General features: G+C 73.4%; 12 protein-coding genes. 9 read left to right on the top strand and 3 right to left on the bottom strand.

Going from position 1 to position 18,912, the window contains the following annotated elements:
* Nucleotides 1-30 precede the first annotated feature (30 nt).
* Both ACIBBF_RS14380 and ACIBBF_RS14375 read right to left on the bottom strand, forming a co-directional pair.
* On the bottom strand, nt 31-1,212 hold the full coding sequence (locus ACIBBF_RS14380) for a Gfo/Idh/MocA family protein (protein ID WP_397414409.1): 1,182 nt from the start codon (nt 1,210-1,212) through the stop codon (nt 31-33).
* Between the two features lie 62 nt (nt 1,213-1,274).
* On the bottom strand, nt 1,275-2,270 hold the full coding sequence (locus ACIBBF_RS14375; RefSeq protein ID WP_397414305.1) for a LacI family DNA-binding transcriptional regulator: 996 nt from the start codon (nt 2,268-2,270) through the stop codon (nt 1,275-1,277).
* A gap of 220 nt (nt 2,271-2,490) precedes the next feature.
* On the opposite strand from ACIBBF_RS14375, the gene ACIBBF_RS14370 reads away from it, so the two are divergent.
* Nucleotides 2,491-3,753, top strand: a complete 1,263-nt coding sequence (locus tag ACIBBF_RS14370) for a beta-ketoacyl-[acyl-carrier-protein] synthase family protein (RefSeq protein WP_397414303.1) — start codon at nt 2,491-2,493, stop codon at nt 3,751-3,753.
* A 20-nt stretch (nt 3,754-3,773) separates the two neighbouring features.
* On the opposite strand, the gene ACIBBF_RS14365 is transcribed toward ACIBBF_RS14370, so the two are convergent.
* Nucleotides 3,774-5,420, bottom strand: coding sequence for a LuxR C-terminal-related transcriptional regulator (locus ACIBBF_RS14365; RefSeq protein WP_397414301.1), 1,647 nt, complete (start codon nt 5,418-5,420; stop codon nt 3,774-3,776).
* 301 nt (nt 5,421-5,721) lie between these two features.
* Here ACIBBF_RS14365 and ACIBBF_RS14360 point away from each other — a divergent pair, with 301 nt between their 5' ends.
* The 8 genes from ACIBBF_RS14360 (at nt 5,722) to ACIBBF_RS14325 (ending at nt 18,904) form a co-directional block, all read left to right on the top strand.
* Nucleotides 5,722-12,054: a hypothetical protein gene (locus tag ACIBBF_RS14360; RefSeq protein ID WP_397414299.1), complete on the top strand. Its 6,333-nt coding sequence runs from the start codon at nt 5,722-5,724 to the stop codon at nt 12,052-12,054.
* A gap of 132 nt (nt 12,055-12,186) precedes the next feature.
* Nucleotides 12,187-14,049 (top strand): acyltransferase family protein, encoded by a 1,863-nt coding sequence (locus ACIBBF_RS14355; protein WP_397414296.1) that lies wholly within the window; start codon nt 12,187-12,189, stop codon nt 14,047-14,049.
* A gap of 99 nt (nt 14,050-14,148) precedes the next feature.
* Entirely contained in the window at nt 14,149-14,331 is a 183-nt protein-coding gene (locus tag ACIBBF_RS14350) for a hypothetical protein (protein ID WP_397414293.1), read from the top strand.
* 60 nt (nt 14,332-14,391) lie between these two features.
* A complete protein-coding gene (locus ACIBBF_RS14345) occupies nt 14,392-15,801 on the top strand; it encodes a glycosyltransferase (protein WP_397414291.1) in 1,410 nt (469 codons plus the stop codon).
* Complete coding sequence (locus ACIBBF_RS14340; protein ID WP_397414288.1) at nt 15,786-16,394, top strand: hypothetical protein; 609 nt, start codon at nt 15,786-15,788, stop codon at nt 16,392-16,394. Before ACIBBF_RS14345 ends, ACIBBF_RS14340 begins: the two co-directional genes overlap by 16 nt.
* A gap of 143 nt (nt 16,395-16,537) precedes the next feature.
* Nucleotides 16,538-17,719: a non-hydrolyzing UDP-N-acetylglucosamine 2-epimerase gene (wecB, locus tag ACIBBF_RS14335; protein WP_397414286.1), complete on the top strand. Its 1,182-nt coding sequence runs from the start codon at nt 16,538-16,540 to the stop codon at nt 17,717-17,719.
* Nucleotides 17,720-17,821: 102 nt separating this feature from the next.
* Nucleotides 17,822-18,055, top strand: coding sequence for a hypothetical protein (locus ACIBBF_RS14330; RefSeq protein ID WP_397414283.1), 234 nt, complete (start codon nt 17,822-17,824; stop codon nt 18,053-18,055).
* Between the two features lie 177 nt (nt 18,056-18,232).
* Complete coding sequence (locus ACIBBF_RS14325; RefSeq protein ID WP_397414281.1) at nt 18,233-18,904, top strand: RNA polymerase sigma factor; 672 nt, start codon at nt 18,233-18,235, stop codon at nt 18,902-18,904.
* The last annotated feature ends 8 nt before the right edge of the window (nt 18,905-18,912 follow it).

Below are 18,912 nucleotides of genomic sequence, written 5' to 3'. Positions count from 1 at the left end.
CTGGTCCTGGTCCTGGTGCGGGGGGGCGGGTCACGCGTTGCTGCTGCCCACCGTGATGGCGCCGGGCAGGTCGCCCACCGACCCCGTCTTCTCGAAGAAGTGCGGCGCTCGCTCCACGAGCGTGCCCGTGCGGTAGTACGGGTCCTCGGGGCGCAGCGGCAGGTCGACCGTGCGGCGCTCGATGCCCGCCTGGTAGATCGCGGTGACCAGCTCGACGGCCCGGCGTCCGTCGGCGCCGGTCACCGCGGGTGCGCGGCGCTCGCGGACCGCCGCCAGCGTGTCGCCGATCTGGCCCGGGTGCCCGAGGTGGGGCAGCGGCTCTCGGGCCGCGGCCAGCGCCTCGATCTGCGCCACCCGGTCGGGGTCGCCTCCGGGAGCGGGGAAACCGTTCGGCTGGGCCGCGGAGGCCACGACCTTCCAGGGCTGGGCGACGCTCGCGTGCCGGCCCTGGACGACGATCGTCTGCTCCTCGCCGTGGTGCACCACGGAGCTGGTCACCTCGGCCAGGGCGCGGTCGTACTGCAGCACGGCCACGGACAGGTCCTCGACCTCGGCGTTCTCGTGCGCGGCGTTGGTCAGGACGGCGGTGACCGCGCGGGGCGCACCGAGCATCCACAGGGTCAGGTCGAGGTGGTGGATCGCGTGGTTGAGCGTGCACCCGCCGCCCTCCGACTCCCACGTGCCGCGCCACCACAGGTCGTAGTACGCGGTGCTCCGCCACCAGGCGGAGCTCACCTGGACGTGCGAGACGGGCCCGGTCAGCCCCGAGTCCAGCACCTCCTTGAGCGTGGCCATGTCGTCACGGAACCGGTTCTGCGCCACGACGGACAGCACGCGGTCGTGCTCGGCGGCGGCCGCGATCATCGCGTCGCACTCCTCCAGGGAGGGTGCCATCGGCTTCTCCACCAGCACGTCCACGCCGGCGCGCAGGGCGGTGACGGCCAGCTCGGCGTGGGTCGACGGCGGCGTCGTGATGCTCACCAGGTCGAGGTCCTCGGCGGCGAGCAGGTCCTCGATGCTCTCGTAGGCCCGCGCGTCGGGCACCTGGAGCCGTGCGCGCTGCTCGGCGGCCTTGCCGGGGACGATGTCGCACACGGCCACGACCTCGCACTCCTGGGCGAAGCGGCGGTATCCCTCGGCGTGCGCACCGGCGATACCCCCGGTGCCGACGATGCCGATCTTCAGCATGCTTCCTCCGGTTGACGTCGTCATCACCGCTGCATCATACGTATGATGCAGCGGTTCATCATCGTCACGGGCCGGTGCGTGCGTTGTCAAGGCCGGATCGGGCCGGTCGACTCCCGCCAGACCACGTGCTGGAGCGGTCCGGTCGGCTCGGGGGCCTCCTCGCCCCGCACCGCCGCGAGCAGCCGGCGCATGGCACGGCGGCCGGCCTCCCGGAAGTCCACGGGGATCGTGGTGAGCGACGGCGTGGTGTACGCGCTGAACTCGGCGTCGTCCCAGCCCGTCACGACGAGGTCGCCCGGCACCGACCACCCACGGTCCGTCGCGCCCCGCAGCACGCCGAGCGCCACGTTGTCGTTCGCGGCGATCACCGCGAGCGGCGGCGCGTCGTCGGGCAGGGCGAGGATCGCCGCACGGCCTGATGCGGGCGACCACGCCCCGCCGACGACGCCGAGCGACTCGACGCCGTGCCGGGCGACCTCGGCCAGGTAGACGTCCCGGCGGGCGCGCGCCGAGGCGAAGTGCTCGGGACCGGCCACGTGCAGGAACCGCCGGTGCCCGGCCTCGACGAGCGCGCCGATCACGGTGCCGAGCAGGCCGGCGTCGGCGAGCTCGCCGGTGGTGCGCATCTGCTCGTCGAACGCCGTGACGGCGACGACGGGCGCGGCGTCGTCGTCGAGGGAGAGGGCCTCCCGGACGACGGGCAGGAAGGTCAGGACGCCCTCGACCTGCCCGCTGCGCGCCAGGTCGGCGACGCGCTCGGTGCGGTCCTCGGCGGTCCCGTCCACGCTGTGCGTGTCCACGGCGTAGCCCGCCTCGGCCGCGACCTCGGCCGCGCCCGTGAACATGCGCAGCCGGTTGTCCACGGTGGCGCCGGTGACGACGGCGAGCCGCCCCGACCGCTGGGTGCGCATCGACCGCGCCGCGAGGTTGGGCCGGTAGCCCATCGAGGCCGCCACCGCCAGCACGTGCTCCCGCGTCCGGGGTGCGATGGTGCCCTTGCCGGACAGGGCGTAGGAGACCGTCGACTGCGAGACTCCCGCGGCGCGCGCGACGTCGTGGCTCGTGGGGTGGCGGGCTGGCACGGTCACAGTGTCCCCTGGGGTGGTGGGCAGGTGCATCAGCGCGCGGCCGTGGCATGCGGGCGGCATGCGGTGCTATGTGATGTATGTCCTTATGGTCATCCGTGACTATTGATTGACTATGCAACTACAAACCGGTCAAATGAGTCATGTCGCGGGATGGTGTCGGCCCGCACGAGCTGCAGTCCGCCCGAAGCTCCCTACGTTTTCCTTGGGGGAAGTCGTGTCATCTGAGAGTGCGAACCGCAACGACCACCGGCATCGAGCCGACGACGGGACGCGGGGGGCGACCCGGGTCGCGGTGACCGGGTACGGCGCTCTGACCCCGCTCGGCCTCGGGGCCGAGCCGACCTGGTCGGCGCTCCGGGCCGGGCGGTCGGGGATCCGGCACATCGGCGTCGACGTCGCGGACAACGCCCCCGTCCGGATCGCGGGCACGATCGATCCCGCCTACGTGGAGGCGGTGCCGGTCCGGGAACGGCGCAGGCTCGACCGCGCGGAGCAGTACACCCTGCTCGCGGGCCGGGAGGCGTGGGCGATGGCCGGCCGCCCGGAGGTCGACCCGGACCGGCTGGCGACCTCCATCGGCACCGCGTACGGCGGCATCGGGTCGATCGGGATCCAGGAGCACGTGCGGGTGACGGAGGGCCCGCGGCGGGTGTCGCCCCATCTGGTGACGATGCTGCTGCCGAACGGTCCCGCGGCCTGGCTGTCCATCGAGCTCGGGGCCCGAGCCGGTGCGCACGCGCCGACCACGGCGTGCGCGGCGGGTGCCCAGGGGCTCGCGACCGGTCTGGACCTCATCCGCGCGGGCCGGGCGGACGTCGTCGTCGCCGGGGGCGCGGACGCCGGCGTCACCCCGCTGTCGCTGACCGGGTTCGCCCAGATGCGGGCGCTGTCGACCAACCCGGACCCGGCCGCCGCGTCGCGCCCCTTCGACCAGGACCGGGACGGTTTCGTCCTCGCGGAGGGCGCCGTCGTGCTGGTGCTCGAGCGCGAGGACCACGCCCGGGCCCGCGGCGCGACCGTGTACGGCTACCTCGACGGCGCCTCCGTCACGTCCGACGGCCGGGACATCGTCAACGCCGACCCCGCCAACCAGGCACGGACCATCACCGCGGCGCTGCGCGACGCCGACGCCGGGCCGGCCGACGTCGGCCTGGTCCACGCGCACGCCACCTCGACCCCCGCGGGCGACCGCAACGAGTCCGACGCGCTGACCGGCGCCGGGATCACGGCACCGGTGACCGCCACGAAGTCCATGACGGGGCACATGCTCGGAGCCTCCGGGGCGGCCGGGGCGCTGGCCGCGCTGCTGGCCCTGCGCGACCACGTCATCCCGCCCACCGTGAACACCGAGAAGGTCGACCCGGAGATCCCGCACGACGTCGTCACCGAGGCGCGGCGAACCGACGCGGACCTCGCGCTGGTGAACTCGTTCGGGTTCGGTGGGCACAACGTGGCGCTCGTGGTGCGGAGCCACTGAGGCGGTGGCCCGGGCGGCGGTCAGCGCCGCCCGGGTGTCCGCGCGGCGTCGTCGTGCGTGTGCCGGGGTACGCGGAGGAGGCCGAGCTCCTGCGCCCGCGCCAGTGCCTCCCTGCGTCGCGAGACCCGGAGCTTGCGGTAGACGGAGCGGATCTGCGTGCGCACGGTGGTCACCGCCACGCCGAACCGTGCGGCGGCCTGCTCGGCGGTGAGGCCGGTGGCGAGCGCGCGCAGCACCTCCCGTTCTCGTGGCGTCAGGTGCACCAGCGGCTCCGGGGGCGGTGGGACGTGCCGGACGGTCACGGTGCCGGTGCGCAGCGGGTCCGGGACCCGGGCGAGCGCCGCCAGCTCGCCGAGCACGTCACGGGGCAGCGTGAGGAACGGGAGGACGTGCGCCGGGGTCGACCGCAGCCCGACGGCGGTCCGGAACGAGTCCCCGGCCCGCTCCCGCTGCCCCGACCGCAGGGCGGTGACGGCCTGGACCAGGTGGTGGCCCATCAGGTCGCCGACCGGCAGGTCGCGGTGCTGGAGCGCCTCCGCGGACAGCCGGGCCGCCTCGTGGTGCTCGCCGGCCAGGGCGTGCGCCCAGGCGGCGTGCAGGACCAGGGAGTCGACCTCCGCGTACCGGTCGGCGAGGTGGAGCACGCGGGTGCCGGCGCCGGCCCGTAGCAGCAGCGTGGCCTCGGCGCGGAGCACGAGCTCGCCGGTGAGCGTGGTGGGGTCCGGGTGGAGGGCGCCGTGCTCGTGCCGCGCGCGGTCGAGCAGGCGCAGACCGCGCTGGGGGTCGCCGAAGGACGCCTCGTAGGTGGCGGCCGCATGGGCCACGAAGGGCCAGAGGTCGAGGTGCTCGGTCGCGGGCTCGATCCGGTGCAGGAGCTGTGCGGCGCGCGTGGCGTCCCCCTCGTGCACGGCCGTGAGCGCCCGGGCGATCTCGGCTCCGGCACCCGTCAGACGCGTGATCCAGGCGTCCACCGTCCCGGACTCCTCGGCGGCGGTGAGCCAGGAGCGGGACAGGTCGAGATGGCCGCGGTACGCGGTGAGCAGCGCGAGGTGCGCGGCGGCGCCGGGTGCGGCGAAGTGGGCGTGGGGCGGGTCGCCAGCCTCGGCGTGCGCCCTCGTGAGCAGCCGGGTGGCCCGGTCGAACGCCCCGGCCAGCAGCGCCGCGAGCCCGCGCTCCGCCGACAGCCACCCCGGCCGCGCGGCGGCCCCGGTGCCCGACGCGGCCTGGTGCCCGGTGCCCAGCGTGGTCTGGGCGTCGGTCCAGGCCCCCAGCCGCTCGGCCCGCTCGTGGTCGCCCCGCAGGCGTTCGGCGACGACGGCGACCGTGCCCGCCGTGCCGAGGTCGCCGGGCCGGGTCACCGACGCCAGGCGCCTGCCGAACCGCAGGCCCGTGGCGGTGTAGAGCTGGCGTGCCCGGCGCAGCTGCCGGAGGTCGCCGTCGGCCAGGCCGGTGCGGTGGTGGGCGAGCAGGGCCGCGTGCGCCAGCCGTGGCCGGGCCTCGACGGTGGTCGGGGGCAGGCCTTGTACCGCGTGCAGCACCTCGGGTGCGAACCTGCCCGGCAGGTCGTACCAGAGGGCGTCGAAGAGCGCCTCGAAGCGGTCGGGATCACCTGACGCGAGCCCGGCGCGGACGTCCGCCCCGGTCGGGAGGTCGGACGGTCGCGGCACCTTTCGGATCCTGCCGTGGCGCCCGGGCACGCGCCTCGGCCGGCCGGGGTGATCCGGGTGGTGAGACCGATGAAGTACCGGAGGAACTTCGGCGCCGTGCCCGGAGCCGGGCCGTCCGGCCGACGTCTGTGGTGGGAGCGGGAAGCACGCGAGCGACGCGTGTGAACAGGAAAGGAAACCCATGCACAGTCCGTCACAAGACCGTCGCACCGGTCGCAGGAGAAGAGGTCGTCACGTCGAGGTGGTTCCGGGGGCACGGGACTCCCGGCGCAGTCTGCTCAGGCGCTTGATCGGTGGTGCGATGGCCGCCGTGACGGCGTGCAGCGGGCTCGTCGCCACGGCCGCGCCGCCCGCGTCCGCCGAGACCGTCTACGAGATCGACGGGGAGTGGGAGGCGAGCACGCCGGACACCGTGGGCCGCGGTGACGTGGTCAACGCCGTCTGGCGGATCAACGTCAACGACGACGAGGAGGCGCCGGCGAACGAGCCGGTGGAGAACGTGACGTTCACCGTCACCCTCGACAAGGGCCGGTTCAACGAGATCCCGGACCTGTGCCTCAAGGCCGACGTCGACCCGGTCTCGGCGATCTCCGCCGACGGTCGGACCCTGACCTGCAACCTGGGCACCGTCGAGCAGGGCACGGCGGTGATCGTGCAGACACCTGTCGTGGTGGAGGGCGAGACCGGCGAGCAGCTCACCGCCGTCGGAGAGACCAACGGGCTGGAGATGCCGCTGGAGCCGGTCGACATCGTGAACGACTTCGCGATGGACATGCAGTTCGGCGGCAACACCACGTACTACCGGTGGGACGAGAACTACCGGTCGGTCGACCTCGACCTGGAGTGGGCGCTGCGGCTCGGCAAGGGCTCGGACCCCGGCCCGGACAGCGTGACCTACCGGCTGCGCTTCACCGAGAGCAACGGGGCGCCGGTCACCATCGGCACGAAGTACAACGGTGACACCGGCTGCACGCCGTTCAACGGCTACCGGGCCACCGGAGTCCCGTGGTCGGAGCTGCCGAACTACCCGGCCGACCAGCAGACGTCCTTCGTGGACAGCTGCACCCTGACGCCGGTCGCGGGCCAGCCGGGTGTGTTCGACCTGCGGCTGACCGGGATCAACTACGACCTCGCCACCGTTCCGCGGTACGACTCGACGGTCGAGCGGAACCCGCTGCCGACGGACTGGAACTACATCGCGAGCGGCAGCCTGTGGCTCCACGTCGCCACGAACCAGTCCGGCTCGCTCACCCTGCAGTCGAACGCCCCGACCTACACCTCGACCACGGGGCTGAGGTCCACCGACCTTCCGGGCAACAACAGCACCAGCAAGACCTATGTGCTGCCCGGTCGCTGGGCGGCCGCGTGGTACCGGCCCTACACGGGTGCCGGAGGGACCAACTGGGACGACACCTACCGGGTCTCGCCCGGCACGACGGTGATGCAGTACCTCAACAACACCGCCGCCCGCCTGAACGCGCCCCCGACGGCGCAGCACGGCCAGTGCCTGGTGTTCGACACGACGTACGTCACGTACACCCCGCCGCCGGCCGGAACTGCCTTCCCGGCGATCCGCGGCTTCGCCCCCACGGGTGACGGCGGTGCGAGCGAGCTCGACAACCCGCCGGCGATCCAGTACTACGTGGGCAACGTCGCCAACCCGAACGCGTTCAACTGCGGCTCCAACCCGGCGGGCTGGACCACCACCGAGCCCGCGGACCTGTCGACCGTGAAGGCCATCCGGATCCTCTACCCGGACTCGCTGCTCACGGCCGAGGGCTTCAACGGCATCCAGTTCGTCGGCTACACGACGATCAAGGACAACGTGCGGCCCGGCCAGGACATCTGGATGTTCGGCTCCGTCTACAACCCGGTCAGCGGCGTCTGGGAAGGTCCGGGCGAGCCCTGGAACTCGTCGGACATCACGGCGACGCCGGGTACGCGGTACCCGTTCACGAACGGGCGCCGTGACATCCTGCGGACCGTCACCGCCACCCCGGCGATCCGGAAGGCCGCGAGCCAGTCGACCGTCAAGCCGGGCGAGCCCGGGACGTTCACGCTGACCTACTCGGCGAACGGCTCGGGCGCGATCCCCGACACGGTGGACGGCTACGTCATCACCGACACGCTCCCGGCCGGCATGACCTACGTCGCGGGGTCCGCGAACCCGGCGCCCGTGGTGACCACCAACGCGGCAGGGCAGCAGGTCCTGCGGTGGACGCTGAACGACGTGCCGACCAACGAGGAGCACACCCTGACCTACCAGGCCGTGGCCAGCAACTCGGTCCGACCAGGTCAGGTGCTCACCAACACGGCCACCAGCACCTTCGGGGGAACGACCACACCGCCGGCGACCTCCCAGGTCACGATCACCACGAACGGTCAGACCCTGATCGGCAAGAGCACCGACCAGTGGTTCATCGCCAACCCGGACGGCTCGGGCGACGGTACGGGCTCGTGGACGGTGACGCTCAAGTCCGAGGACCCGCTGGCGCAGCGGTACACGGACACGATCGACATCCTTCCGTACAACGGGGACGGCCGTGGCACGGACTACGCGGGCACCTACCGCGTGACCGGCGTCGACGTCCCGGCGGGTGCCACGGTCTACTACACGGACGCGGACCCGGCGACGCTCTCGGACGACCCGGCGCACGCCTCGAACGGCGCCGCCGGCAACCCCGCGGGCAACACGGTGGGGTGGACCACGACCAGACCCGCCAACCCGACGGCGGTCCGCGTGATCGGCGGCCAGCTCGCGCCGGGCGCGTCGCTCGCCTTCAGGATCACCATCGAGACCGACGGCGCCGACCCGGGTGACGTCTGGGTCAACCGCTCGCAGGCGCGGGCCGAGCACACCCGGCTCGTCATGCGCACGTCCGAGCCGCTGACCATGGGCACGATGTACTCGGCGTCGCTCAAGAAGTACGTCCAGGCCGCCGACGGCACCTGGCACGACGCCAACGACCCGGCCGACTACCCGGTCTTCCGGGAGGGCGAGACCGTCCGGTACCGGATCGTGGTGGAGAACACCGGCCAGGGCACGCTGACGAACGTCGTCGTCTCCGACGACAAGCAGCCCGAGCTCGGGTCGTTCACCGTCGACGAGCTGGCGCCCGGTGACACCGAGACGCACGAGTTCGAGATCACGGCGGACGCCTCCGGCGGCGACACCGTGGTCAACAACGCGTGCGCCGAGGCGGACCAGCCGGACGACTCGGAGACACCGCCGGAGATCAACTGCGACCCGGCCGGGTTCGACATCGACGGTGAGCCGACGCACGAGAAGACCCTGATCTCCGCCACGCCGATCGGCGGCGGTCAGTGGGAGGTCGTGTACGGGATCGAGGTCACCAACGTCTCGCCCGCGGCGACGTCGTACTCCCTGGAGGACACGCTGCACTTCACCGACGAGGCGGACATCGTCTCGGCGCAGGTGACGGCGTCGCCCGACGGGGTGACGCTGACCGACCCCGCCTGGGACGGGCAGGGCGACGTGAGCATCGCGTCCGGCGTCCCGCTCCTGGGCAACGACGACGACGGCTACGCGCCGCACGAGTACGAGCTGACCGTGATCGCGGACGTGCCGCTGCAGGTGCCCGGTGCGGGCAGCGCGGACGACCCGACCGGGTGCGGTCCGGACGGTGACGACTCGGACACTGCGTTCAACAACACGTCGCAGATGACGGACGCCCGGGACGAGACCGAGGAGGACCAGGCCTGCGCCGAGATCCCCTCGATCGACATCACGAAGTCCGTCAGCGAGGGTCCGGTCCCGAACGGGGACGGCACCTGGACGGTCACCTACGACATCGTCGCGAAGAACTCCGGCAGGGCCGACGGCGAGTACGACATGACCGACAGGATGACGGCGGACGGTGACCTGGTCATCGAGTCCGGCCGGGTCGTCACGACCCCGGACGGCGTCACGGCGTCGCCCGACTGGACCGGCCTGGGGGCCGACCAGACCTCGCCGGAGAACGTCATCGCCTCGGGCGTGAACCTGCCCGCCGGGGAGAGCCACACCTACCAGGTGGAGGTCGTGCTCTCGATCGACGACGCGGACGGCGCCGTCGTGATCACGCCGTGCTCGGCCGAGCCGGGCGAGAACGGCGGCCTGTCGAACACCGCGCAGATCGAGCACAACGACCTGACGGACGACGATCCGGCGTGCGTCACGGTCGCGTACATCACCGTGGACAAGACGGTGGCCGAGGGCCCGACGCCCAACGGCGACGGGACCTGGACGGTCGTCTACGACGTCGTCGCCGAGAACGTCGGGGCGGCCGCCGGTGAGTACGACGTGTACGACCAGCTCCGCGTGGGCGGCGACGTCGACGTGGTGCGCAAGGGCGTGACCGGCCCGGCCGGCGTGTCCCTGGAGAGCGGCTGGACCGGTCTGGGGGACACGCCCGACGCAGCGGAGAACCTGATCGCCACCGGGGTGAGCCTGGACGCGGGCGCGACCCACACGTACCAGGTCGAGATCGTCGTCTCGCTCGACGAGGAGACGGTCGACCCCGGCACCCTGGTCTGCCCGCCCCCTGGGTCGGGGGAGAGCGGTGGCCTGGCCAACGGCACGCTGCTGGACCACAACGGGATCGTGGGCGAGGACGAGGTCTGCCCGACCCTGCCGCTGATCACCATCGACAAGACGATCAGCGACGGCCCGACCCCGAACGGCGACGGGACGTGGACCATCACGTACGACCTGGTCGCCACCAACATCGGCCAGGCCGAGGGCGACTACGACCTGACCGACCGGCTGCGGTACGGGGCCGGCATCGAGGTCGGGTCGGCCGAGGTGACGAAGGCCCCGGACGGCGTCACGCCGTCGGCCGGCTGGACCGGCCGGGGTGCGGACGGGTCCGACGAGAACGTCGTCGCCACCGACGTCACCCTGCCGGCCGGGGACAGCCACACCTACCAGGTGGAGGTGGTCGTCTCGCTCGACGAGGCGGTCGTCACGCCGGACACGCTCCGGTGCCCGGAGCCCGGGTCCGGCGAGGCTGGTGGCCTGGCGAACGTCGGTGAGCTCACGCACAACGGCGAGACCCAGGACGACGACGTGTGCGCGCCGCTGCCGCTGATCGACATCACCAAGTCCCTCGCGGGCGCGGTGACGCCGGTCGACGGCGAGGACGGGATGTACGACGCGAGCTACGAGATCACGGTCACCAACCGTGGCCCGGGCGCCGGCGTGTACGACCTGGACGACACCCTCGAACCCGGTGCGGGGGTGACGGTGGCCGGCGTCCAGGACGTGACCACCGACGCGCCCGACCCGGTCGGGATCAACCCCGGCTTCGACGGTGTCGACGACCCGCGGATCGTCAGCGACCAGCCCATCGCCGAGGCACCCCGCGCGCCGGTGGTGCACACCTACCGGGTCACGGTGCGGTACGCGGTCGACCTCGGTGCGGTCGACGTGCCCGACACCGCCGAGTGCACGCTCGACGGCGGCACCATCGACGGGGCGCTGAACAACGTCGCCGCGGTCACCTGGAACGGCATCGAGGACACGGACGACGAGTGCGTGCGCCCCGGCAAGCCGACCCTGGACAAGTCCCTGGTCTCGGCCAAGCCCGTGGGGGACGGCACCTGGAAGGTGGTCTACGACCTGACCGTGGGCAACGTCGGCACCGAGCCGACCACGTACGACCTGGACGACGAGCTCCTCTTCGCCTCGGTCATCACCCCGCGGGACGTCAAGGTCACCGGCCCGAAGGGCGTGACCCTGAACCAGGGGTTCGACGGTGACGGCGACCAGCGCATCGCCACCGACGTACGGATCGCCGGCCTGGACGACAAGGGCTACGCCCCGCACGTCTACCGGGTGACCGTGCTCGCGGAGGTCCCGCTGCACTTCGCGGAGGCCGACGTGGACGACGACGGGACGGGCTCGCCGGCCTGCACCGCGCCGCCCGGCCGCAACCTCCTCGAGCAGGGCCTGAACAACGCCGCGACGCTGACCGACGAGACCGGCGGCACGCAGACCGACACGGACTGCGCGCCCGTACCGTCGATCGAGATCACCAAGTCCGTGATCGGCGACCCGGTCGCGGGCAAGGACGGGACGTGGACGGTCACGTATGCGATCACGGCGGTCAACACCGGCGCCGCGGCGGGGGAGTACACCCTGACCGACCGGCTGCGGTTCGGTACGGGGATCCGGGTCGCCTCGGCCGAGGTGACGGACACGCCGCAGGGCGTGACCGCCGCCCGGACGTGGACGGGCCGGGGAGCGGAGGGGGCTGCCGCGAACGTGGTGGCCGCCGACGTGAACCTGCCCTCCGGGGGCAGGCACACCTACCGGGTGCAGGTGCGGGCCGTCGTCCCCGACGACCCGCGCGACGCCGCAACGCTCGCCTGCCCCGAGCCCGGATCAGGCCGGCCGGGCGGGTTCGCGAACACGGCCGGGATCGGGCACAACGACCTGGCCGACACCGCGGAGGCATGCGCCACCCCGCCGGGGCACGAGCCCCCGCCGGGCGCCACGCCGCCCGGGAAGACGCCCCCGCCGCTGGCGATGACGGGTGCGGACCTCGGCTGGATCATCGCGGGAGCGGCGCTCCTGATCTTGCTCGGGGCGGCGGCCCTCGTCATCGCGCACCAGCGACGCAACACCCGCTGACGCGACGGCGAGGTCCTGGACCGGGAGCCCCGCCGGCAGCCGCTTCCCTCGGCTGCCGGCGGGGCTCCCGCCGTGCGCGGACGCCGCGCCGGCGTCCGTCACCGACCGGCGGGCCGCCCGTCAGTAGAACCCGTGACCACCCTCACCGACGCACCGGCACGAGTCCAGCGACCGACGTACCACCGGGCGGTCGACGGCCTGCGCGGCGTCGCCGTGCTCTCGGTGCTGATGTACCACACGGGCCTCTACGACAACGGCCTGTTCGGCGTGGACCTGTTCATGGTGCTGTCCGGCTTCCTCATCACCGTCACGCTCCTGCGCGAGGCGGAGCGGACCGGCCGGATCAGCCTGCCGGCCTTCTACCGGCGGCGCGCCAAGCGGCTCCTCGTCCCGCTGTCGGTCGTGCTGGGCGCCACGGCGGTCGCCGTGGCCCGGCTCGGGCGCGCCGACGAGGCCGACCGCGTGCTGCAGCAGGGCATCGCCGCGCTGTTCCACGTCGCCAACTGGGAGCAGATCGCCCGCGGCGACTCGTACTGGGACGCCATGGGCGTGCCGGGACCGCTGTCGCACATGTGGTCGCTGTCGCTCACGGAGCAGTTCTACCTGGGGTGGCCGCCGTTGCTGGCACTCGTCTGCGCTGTCGTCACCCGGTGGCGGCACGCGGTGGTCGCGGGGCTGGCGGTGGGCACGGCCGTCGCGATGACCGCCGTGGCCGTGCTGACCTACGACGGCAGCAATGCGGACCTGCTGTACCTGGGCACCCACACGCACGGCGTGGGGCTGATGGTCGGCGCGATCGCCGCCGTCGTGCTCGCGGGGACCCTCCGGCGCCGGGCCGCCGGGGTTCCGCCGCGGGTCGTCCTGTCCGGCCGCGTGGCAGGGCTGGTGACGTGCGTCCTGCTGGCGGCGATCGTGGCGGTGTCCGTGCGGACGAGCACCTACACGGAACCGTGGCTGTACCGGGGCGGCGGCATGACGGTCGTCGCGGTCCTCGGGGCGGGGCTGGTCCTCGCCCTGACGCGCGAGGACACCGCCGTGGCGCGGTTCTTCTCGGCCACCCCGCTGGTCGAGGTCGGCAAGCTCTCCTACGCGCTCTACCTGGTCCACATGCCGCTCTTCTGGGTCCTGCAGAAGACGCTGCCGGACCCCCGGCCGGCTCTCGTCGCGCTGGTGGGGATACCGCTGTCGGTCGTGCTGGCCGCCTTCGTGCACCACATCGTGGGCGAGCCCGTGCGGATCCGGCGCTGGAACCGGGCGGGCGGGGTCTCCTTCGCGGTGCTCGGCGTCGCCGTCTGCGGGGCCCTGGTGGTCGCGCCCACCCTGGTCCGGCAGGAGTCGGGTGCGGGTGACATCCGGGTGCTGGTCCTCGGGGACTCGCTGGGTCACGACTTCGCGACGGCACTGACGACGTCCGCCCCCGAGGAGTTCGTGGTGACGGACGCGGCCTTCAACGGCTGCGGCGTGTTCAGCCCGCAGACCAGCCGGACCACCGCGGTCGAGCAGGGCCCTGCGCCCGGCTGCCTGCCGTGGGAGCGGCGCTGGCGCGATGCGGTCCGTGAGTCCGCGCCCGACGTCGTGGTCGTCAACCTGGCCTGGGACGGCGCCGAGCAGCGGGTCGGCGGGCGGTGGATGAACCCCTGCTCGCGCGAGTACGCCGCACGGTACGCCCGGCAGCTCGCGACGGCGCTCGACATCCTCGAGGAGGGCGATCCCGGCCGTCCGGTGCTGCTGGCCACCTCGCGCGAGTTCACGCCCGTCGCGGCGCCGGAGTGGGCGGCGTGCCACACCGCCCAGCTCCGCGCCGTCGCCGCGCAGCGGGACTCCGTCGAGATGCTGGAGCTGCACGACGCCGTCTGCACGGACGACGCGTGCCGGCAGACGACACCCGACGGAGCACCCGCCTACATCGACACGGTGCACTTCACGCGGCCGGGCACGGCCTGGATCGCCCCGTGGCTCGGCGACGCGGTCAGGTCGGCCGCGCGGGCCGGATGAGCACCCGTGCCCGCCCGTCATGGGAGACCCGCGGCGTCGTCTGAGCACCTGTACCGGGTCGCGCCGGCCGGCGCGACCCCTCACCGGAAGGAACGGGACATGTACAACACCCCTGGCATCGCCACAGGCATCGGTACCGGCGCCGTCGGCACGGGCGTCCTCGCGGCGACGGGCTTCGAGTCCCTGTGGTTCGCCGTGGTGACGATCGGGCTGGTGGTGGGCGGGCTCGTCCTGGTCAGGGAGAGCCGGCGGCGCCGTGCGGAGCCGGACCAGGACGCCTGAGGAGCAACCTGGGGCGGGCCGCCCGGCTCGCCCCCACGACGTGAGACACAGGGGGAACGTGTGGGTCTGCTCAGCCTGGTGGCCGCGATGATCGTCGTCAGCTCGACGACGTACTTCGTGCTGCTCATGGCCTCCGGCGTCCGCGGGATCCGGCGGCACGGCAGCCCTCTTGCCGTGCAGGGACGGGCCGAGTACGGCGTGGTGCCCGCGGCGGCGCAGGACGGCTGGAACGTCTACTTCCTGGTGCCGTGCCTCGACGAGGCCGAGGTGGTCCACCGCACCGTGACGGGCCTGGTCATCAACCCGGGCACGACGACCGTCGTCGTCGACGACGGGTCGGACGACGCCACGGGCGCGATCGCCCTCGCCGCCGGTGCCGCGGGAGCTCGCGGCAGCGACGTGCACGTGGTCCGCCGCGAGCCGCCCCATGCCCGGCAGGGCAAGGGCGCGGCGCTGAACGCGGGCATCGCCCGCATCCGCGAGCTCGTGACCGGGCGCGGCCAGGACCCGGCGTCGGTGGTCGTCTGCGTCATGGATGCCGACGGCCGGCTGTCGCCCCGGGCGCTCGACCACGTGCTGCCGCTGTTCGAGCGGCCGCGGGTGGGCGGCGTCCAGCTCCAGGTGCGCATCCGCAACCGGACCTCGTTCCTCACCCGGTTCCAGGACTTCGAGTTCTGGGGGGTGGCGAGCGTGACGCAGGTGGGCCGGGCGGCCACCGGCACCGTCAGCCTCGGTGGCAACGCGCAGTTCACCCGGCTCACGGCGCTCGACCAGGCGGGCGAGCGCCCGTGGTCGGACTCGCTCACCGAGGACCTCGACCTGGCGATCACGCTCGCGCTGCACGGCTGGGAGCTGACCACCACGCCGTCCGCGTCCGTGGACCAGCAGGGTGTGGAGACCGTGCCCCGCCTGCTCCAGCAGCGCACCCGCTGGTACCAGGGGCACCTGATGGCGATCAGGCGGCTGCCCGACATCTGGGGCTCGACCCGGCTGTCGCACGCCGCGGCCCTGGAGCTGTCGTTCTACTGCCTGTCGCCCTGGCTGCTGACGCTCCCGTGGTCGGTGCTCTTCCACTACTGCCTGCTCACCCTGCTCCTGGACGGCTCCGCCCTGCTCGGCCGTGCGACCACGCCCGGCACCGCGGTGGCCGTGGTGCTGGTCTGGTACCTCCTCGCCTTCGCCCCGGCGCTCTTCTCGGGGTGGCTGTACTGGCGGCGGGACCGGCGGGTCGGCATCTGGCAGGGCCTGCTGATGGGCAACTACCTGGTGCTGACGAACTACCTCTCCTACGCGTGCGCGTGGAAGGCGCTGGCGCGGGTGCTCCGCGGCGAGACCGCGTGGGTGAAGACCGCGCGGCACGGCGACGGCCCCGGCGAGCCGCGCTCCCGAGAGGCGATGCAGTCCCGGCAGCAGTCCCGGCAGGAGTCTCGGCAGGAGTCCCGGGAGGAGGCGCCGTGGACGACGCCCTGACCGAGGCGCCGGACCCGTCGGTGGAGATCCGGATCGTGGGCGCCCGGACGCCGCCGCCCGCCGTCGGCCCGCGTCTCCTGGCGGCCGTGCCGGTGGCGGTGCTGGGGATCGCCGCGCTGCTCGGTACCGACCGCTTCCGGCACGGCGAGGCCGTGCTCGCCGCCCGGCTGCTCGACCAGGTGTTCTCCCGCCCGGCGGTCGTGCCCTCCGCCGGGCCGCTGCTCTCCTACGAGACCACGGCGGGCGGCGTGCCCGTCTGGGCCGCCGTGCTGGTGACCGGGCCCGTATCGGCGTCGTGGTGGGTGGGTGGAGCGCTGCTCGCCGTGGCGCTGATGCTGGCCCTGTGGCGCCGCGCGCCCGCGGCGGGGCTGCTGGTCGCGGGCATGACGACGGTCGCCGTGCTCGGCGTCGTCGGCACGGCCCGCACGGTGCTGGTCGTCGAGGCGACCGCGCGCTGGGGCGACACGGGGTTCGCCTGGATGATGCACACGGTGGGCGGTCCGGCCCTGATGGCCTCCACCCTGTGCCTGTGCGCGCTGCTGTTCACGCCGGCCGGCCTGCTCGGGGTGGCGCGCCCCACGGGCGACGCCTGATCGCTGGGCCCGCGTCGTCCCAGGTCACCGGGGTTCTGCCCGGCGGGTGACATCACAGCGGTGGCCGTCATCGCCCCCGCCCGCCTGCGTCGGTCACGGTGGCTCGCACCCGCGGGCCGTTCGTCCGAGCAGAGAGAAGCAGCATGCCCCAGACAGCTCGCCGCGAGGTCGCAGTGCTCTACGGGACCCGGCCGGAGGCCGTGAAGCTGGCCCCGGTCGTCAACGAGCTCAAGCGGCGGAACACCCACGTGCCGAGGGTGGTGACCTCCGGACAGCACCGCATGATGCTCGACCAGGTCAACGAGCTCTTCGACATCGTCCCCGACCACGACCTCGGCCTGCTGCGCCGGGGCTACTCGCTCGACGACGTCCTCGTCGGCGCCGTGCGGGGCTTCAGCGAGTACCTCGACGCACACCCGGTGGACGCGGTGGTGGTGCAGGGCGACACCACGACGGCGTTCGCCGGCGCGCTCACCGCCTACCACCGCCAGGTCCCGGTGGTGCACGTCGAGGCCGGCCTGCGCACCGGCGACGTCTACTCCCCGTTCCCGGAGGAGGGGAACCGCAGGTTCATCACGACCGTCGCCGCCCGGCACTGCGCCCCCACGGACCTGGCCGCGCGCAACCTGCGGCACGAGCACGTACCCGCGCACCACATCACCGTCACCGGCAACACCGTGATCGACGCCCTCATGCACGCCGCGTCGCGGCCGGTGCGCATGAGCGACCCGGTCATCGAGAACGCCGTCCAGGAGGGGCGGCGGGTGATCCTGGTGACGGCGCACCGGCGTGAGTCCTGGGACGAGGGGATCGAGCGGGTCGCGCGGGCGCTCGCCGAGGTGGCCCGCCTCTTTCCCGACGTGCTCGTCGTGGTGCCGCTGCACGGCAACCCGATCGTGCGGGAGGCGATCGTGCCGGCCGTCTTCGGCGCCCCCAACGTCGTCCTCACCGACGCCCTGCCCTACGGCGAGCTCACGCGCCTCCTGTCGCGGGCGACCCTCGTGGTGACCGACTCGGGCGGCATCCAGGAGGAGGCGCCGGCGTTCGACGTGCCCGTGGTGATCACCCGCGACGCCACCGAGCGTCCCGAGCTGCTCGACGCCGGCGGCGGCGTGCTGGTCGGGACCCGCACGCGGCGCGTGGTCGACGCGATCAGCGCGCTGCTCACCGACGAGACGCTGCACCGGCGCATGGCGTCGGCACCCAGCCCGTTCGGTGACGGTCATGCCGCGAGCCGCGTGGTCGACGTGGTCGAGAACCTGCTCGCCGCGCGGTCGGCCCAGGACGACGTCGCCGGGTGGACCCGGCAGGCACTCGCCCGCTGATCCGTGCGGCTCCCGCCGGTTGCTCGGCCCGTGCCCGGAAGCTGGGGTTCTCGGGCGCGGGCCGAGCTTCCGGCGGGAGCCGCGTCCCGAGAGGAGACGTCCGTGCCCGATCTGCAGCCCAGCCCGCCGCCGCTCCCGCCCCTGCCCGACGAGGCAGTGCGGCTGGTGCGGCTCTCCCGCACCCTGACGCGAGCCGCCGTGGGCGTGCTCGTCGTCGTGCTCCTGGTCCTGGTGGTCGTGCTCACCGTGGCGGACCGGTACCCCGCGGCCGCGCTGGCGGCGTGGGTGCTGGTGCACCTGCTCGTCGTGCCCGTCATCCGGCGGCGCCCCCGGTGACCGGCGCTTGAGCATGCATTCGCATGTTTTATCCCTCTGACCAGGCAGATCACCCTCCCGATCACCACTGTGCCTCGCGACACGCCGGCGGTGTCGCGGCGTCTCTCCCAACGCGTACACCGGTACGCCGACGGTCCGGCCGAGCGGTTCGGCCGTCGTGGCGAGGAGGGGATCTGGATGCCGATGACGACGGGGGCCTGGCAGCGCGAGATCGGTCCGGCGGGGCAGGGGGTCCGGGGTCCCGGGGCGGCGGACGAGGCGGCCGGTGAGCCGGAGGAGCCCGGCGACGTCGAGCTGTTCGGCCGCGCCCGCGCCGGGGACACGCTCGCGATCGACCTCGTCTGGCGGCGGCACTACCCGTACGCCGTCAAGGTCGCCCGGCGCTACACCCGCAACCCCGCCGATGCGGACGACCTGGCGGCGGAGGCGTTCGTCCGGATCCTGTCGCTGCTGCGCGAGGGGCGCGGCCCGCGGGAGCACGGCAAGACCTACGTGGCGCGCACCGTGCGCAACATCGCCACCGACCGGTCCCGCCGCCGGCAGCCGTCCACCGCGGAGATCGACGAGGCGCGCGACCTGCCCGCCCCGGACGACCCCGCAGCGGCCGCGCTGTCCGCCATGGAGCTCGGTGACGTGCTGGAGGGTCTGGCGGCCTGCCCGCCACGGCAGCGGTACGCGATGCAGATGACGGTGTTCGAGGGCGTCCCGATCTCCCTGGTGGCCGCCGACCTGGGCATCTCCAGCAATGCGGTGGCGGCCCTGCTCGTCCGGGCGCGCGAGTCGATCCGCCGGTTCGTGGCGCGAGGCGTGCACGAGCACGGCGCGGCCCGGGGCGCGCCGCACGGCTGACGCGGACG

The sequence above is a fragment of the Promicromonospora sp. NPDC050880 genome, assembly GCF_044456525.1.
Classification (GTDB): Bacteria; Actinomycetota; Actinomycetes; order Actinomycetales; family Cellulomonadaceae; genus Promicromonospora.
Note: the sequence above shows the minus strand (reverse complement) of the source record. Positions and strands in the feature narration are given on the sequence as shown.

What these genes read in the sequence shown, in the direction of transcription:
- ACIBBF_RS14325 (WP_397414281.1), top strand. Translation starts at nt 18,233, where the DNA reads ATGCCGATGACGACGGGGGCCTGGCAGCGCGAGATCGGTCCGGCGGGG.
- ACIBBF_RS14350 (WP_397414293.1), top strand. Translation starts at nt 14,149, where the DNA reads ATGTACAACACCCCTGGCATCGCCACAGGCATCGGTACCGGCGCCGTC.
- ACIBBF_RS14380 (WP_397414409.1), bottom strand. Translation starts at nt 1,212, where the DNA reads ATGACGACGTCAACCGGAGGAAGCATGCTGAAGATCGGCATCGTCGGC.
- wecB (WP_397414286.1), top strand. Translation starts at nt 16,538, where the DNA reads ATGCCCCAGACAGCTCGCCGCGAGGTCGCAGTGCTCTACGGGACCCGG.
- ACIBBF_RS14360 (WP_397414299.1), top strand. Translation starts at nt 5,722, where the DNA reads ATGGCCGCCGTGACGGCGTGCAGCGGGCTCGTCGCCACGGCCGCGCCG.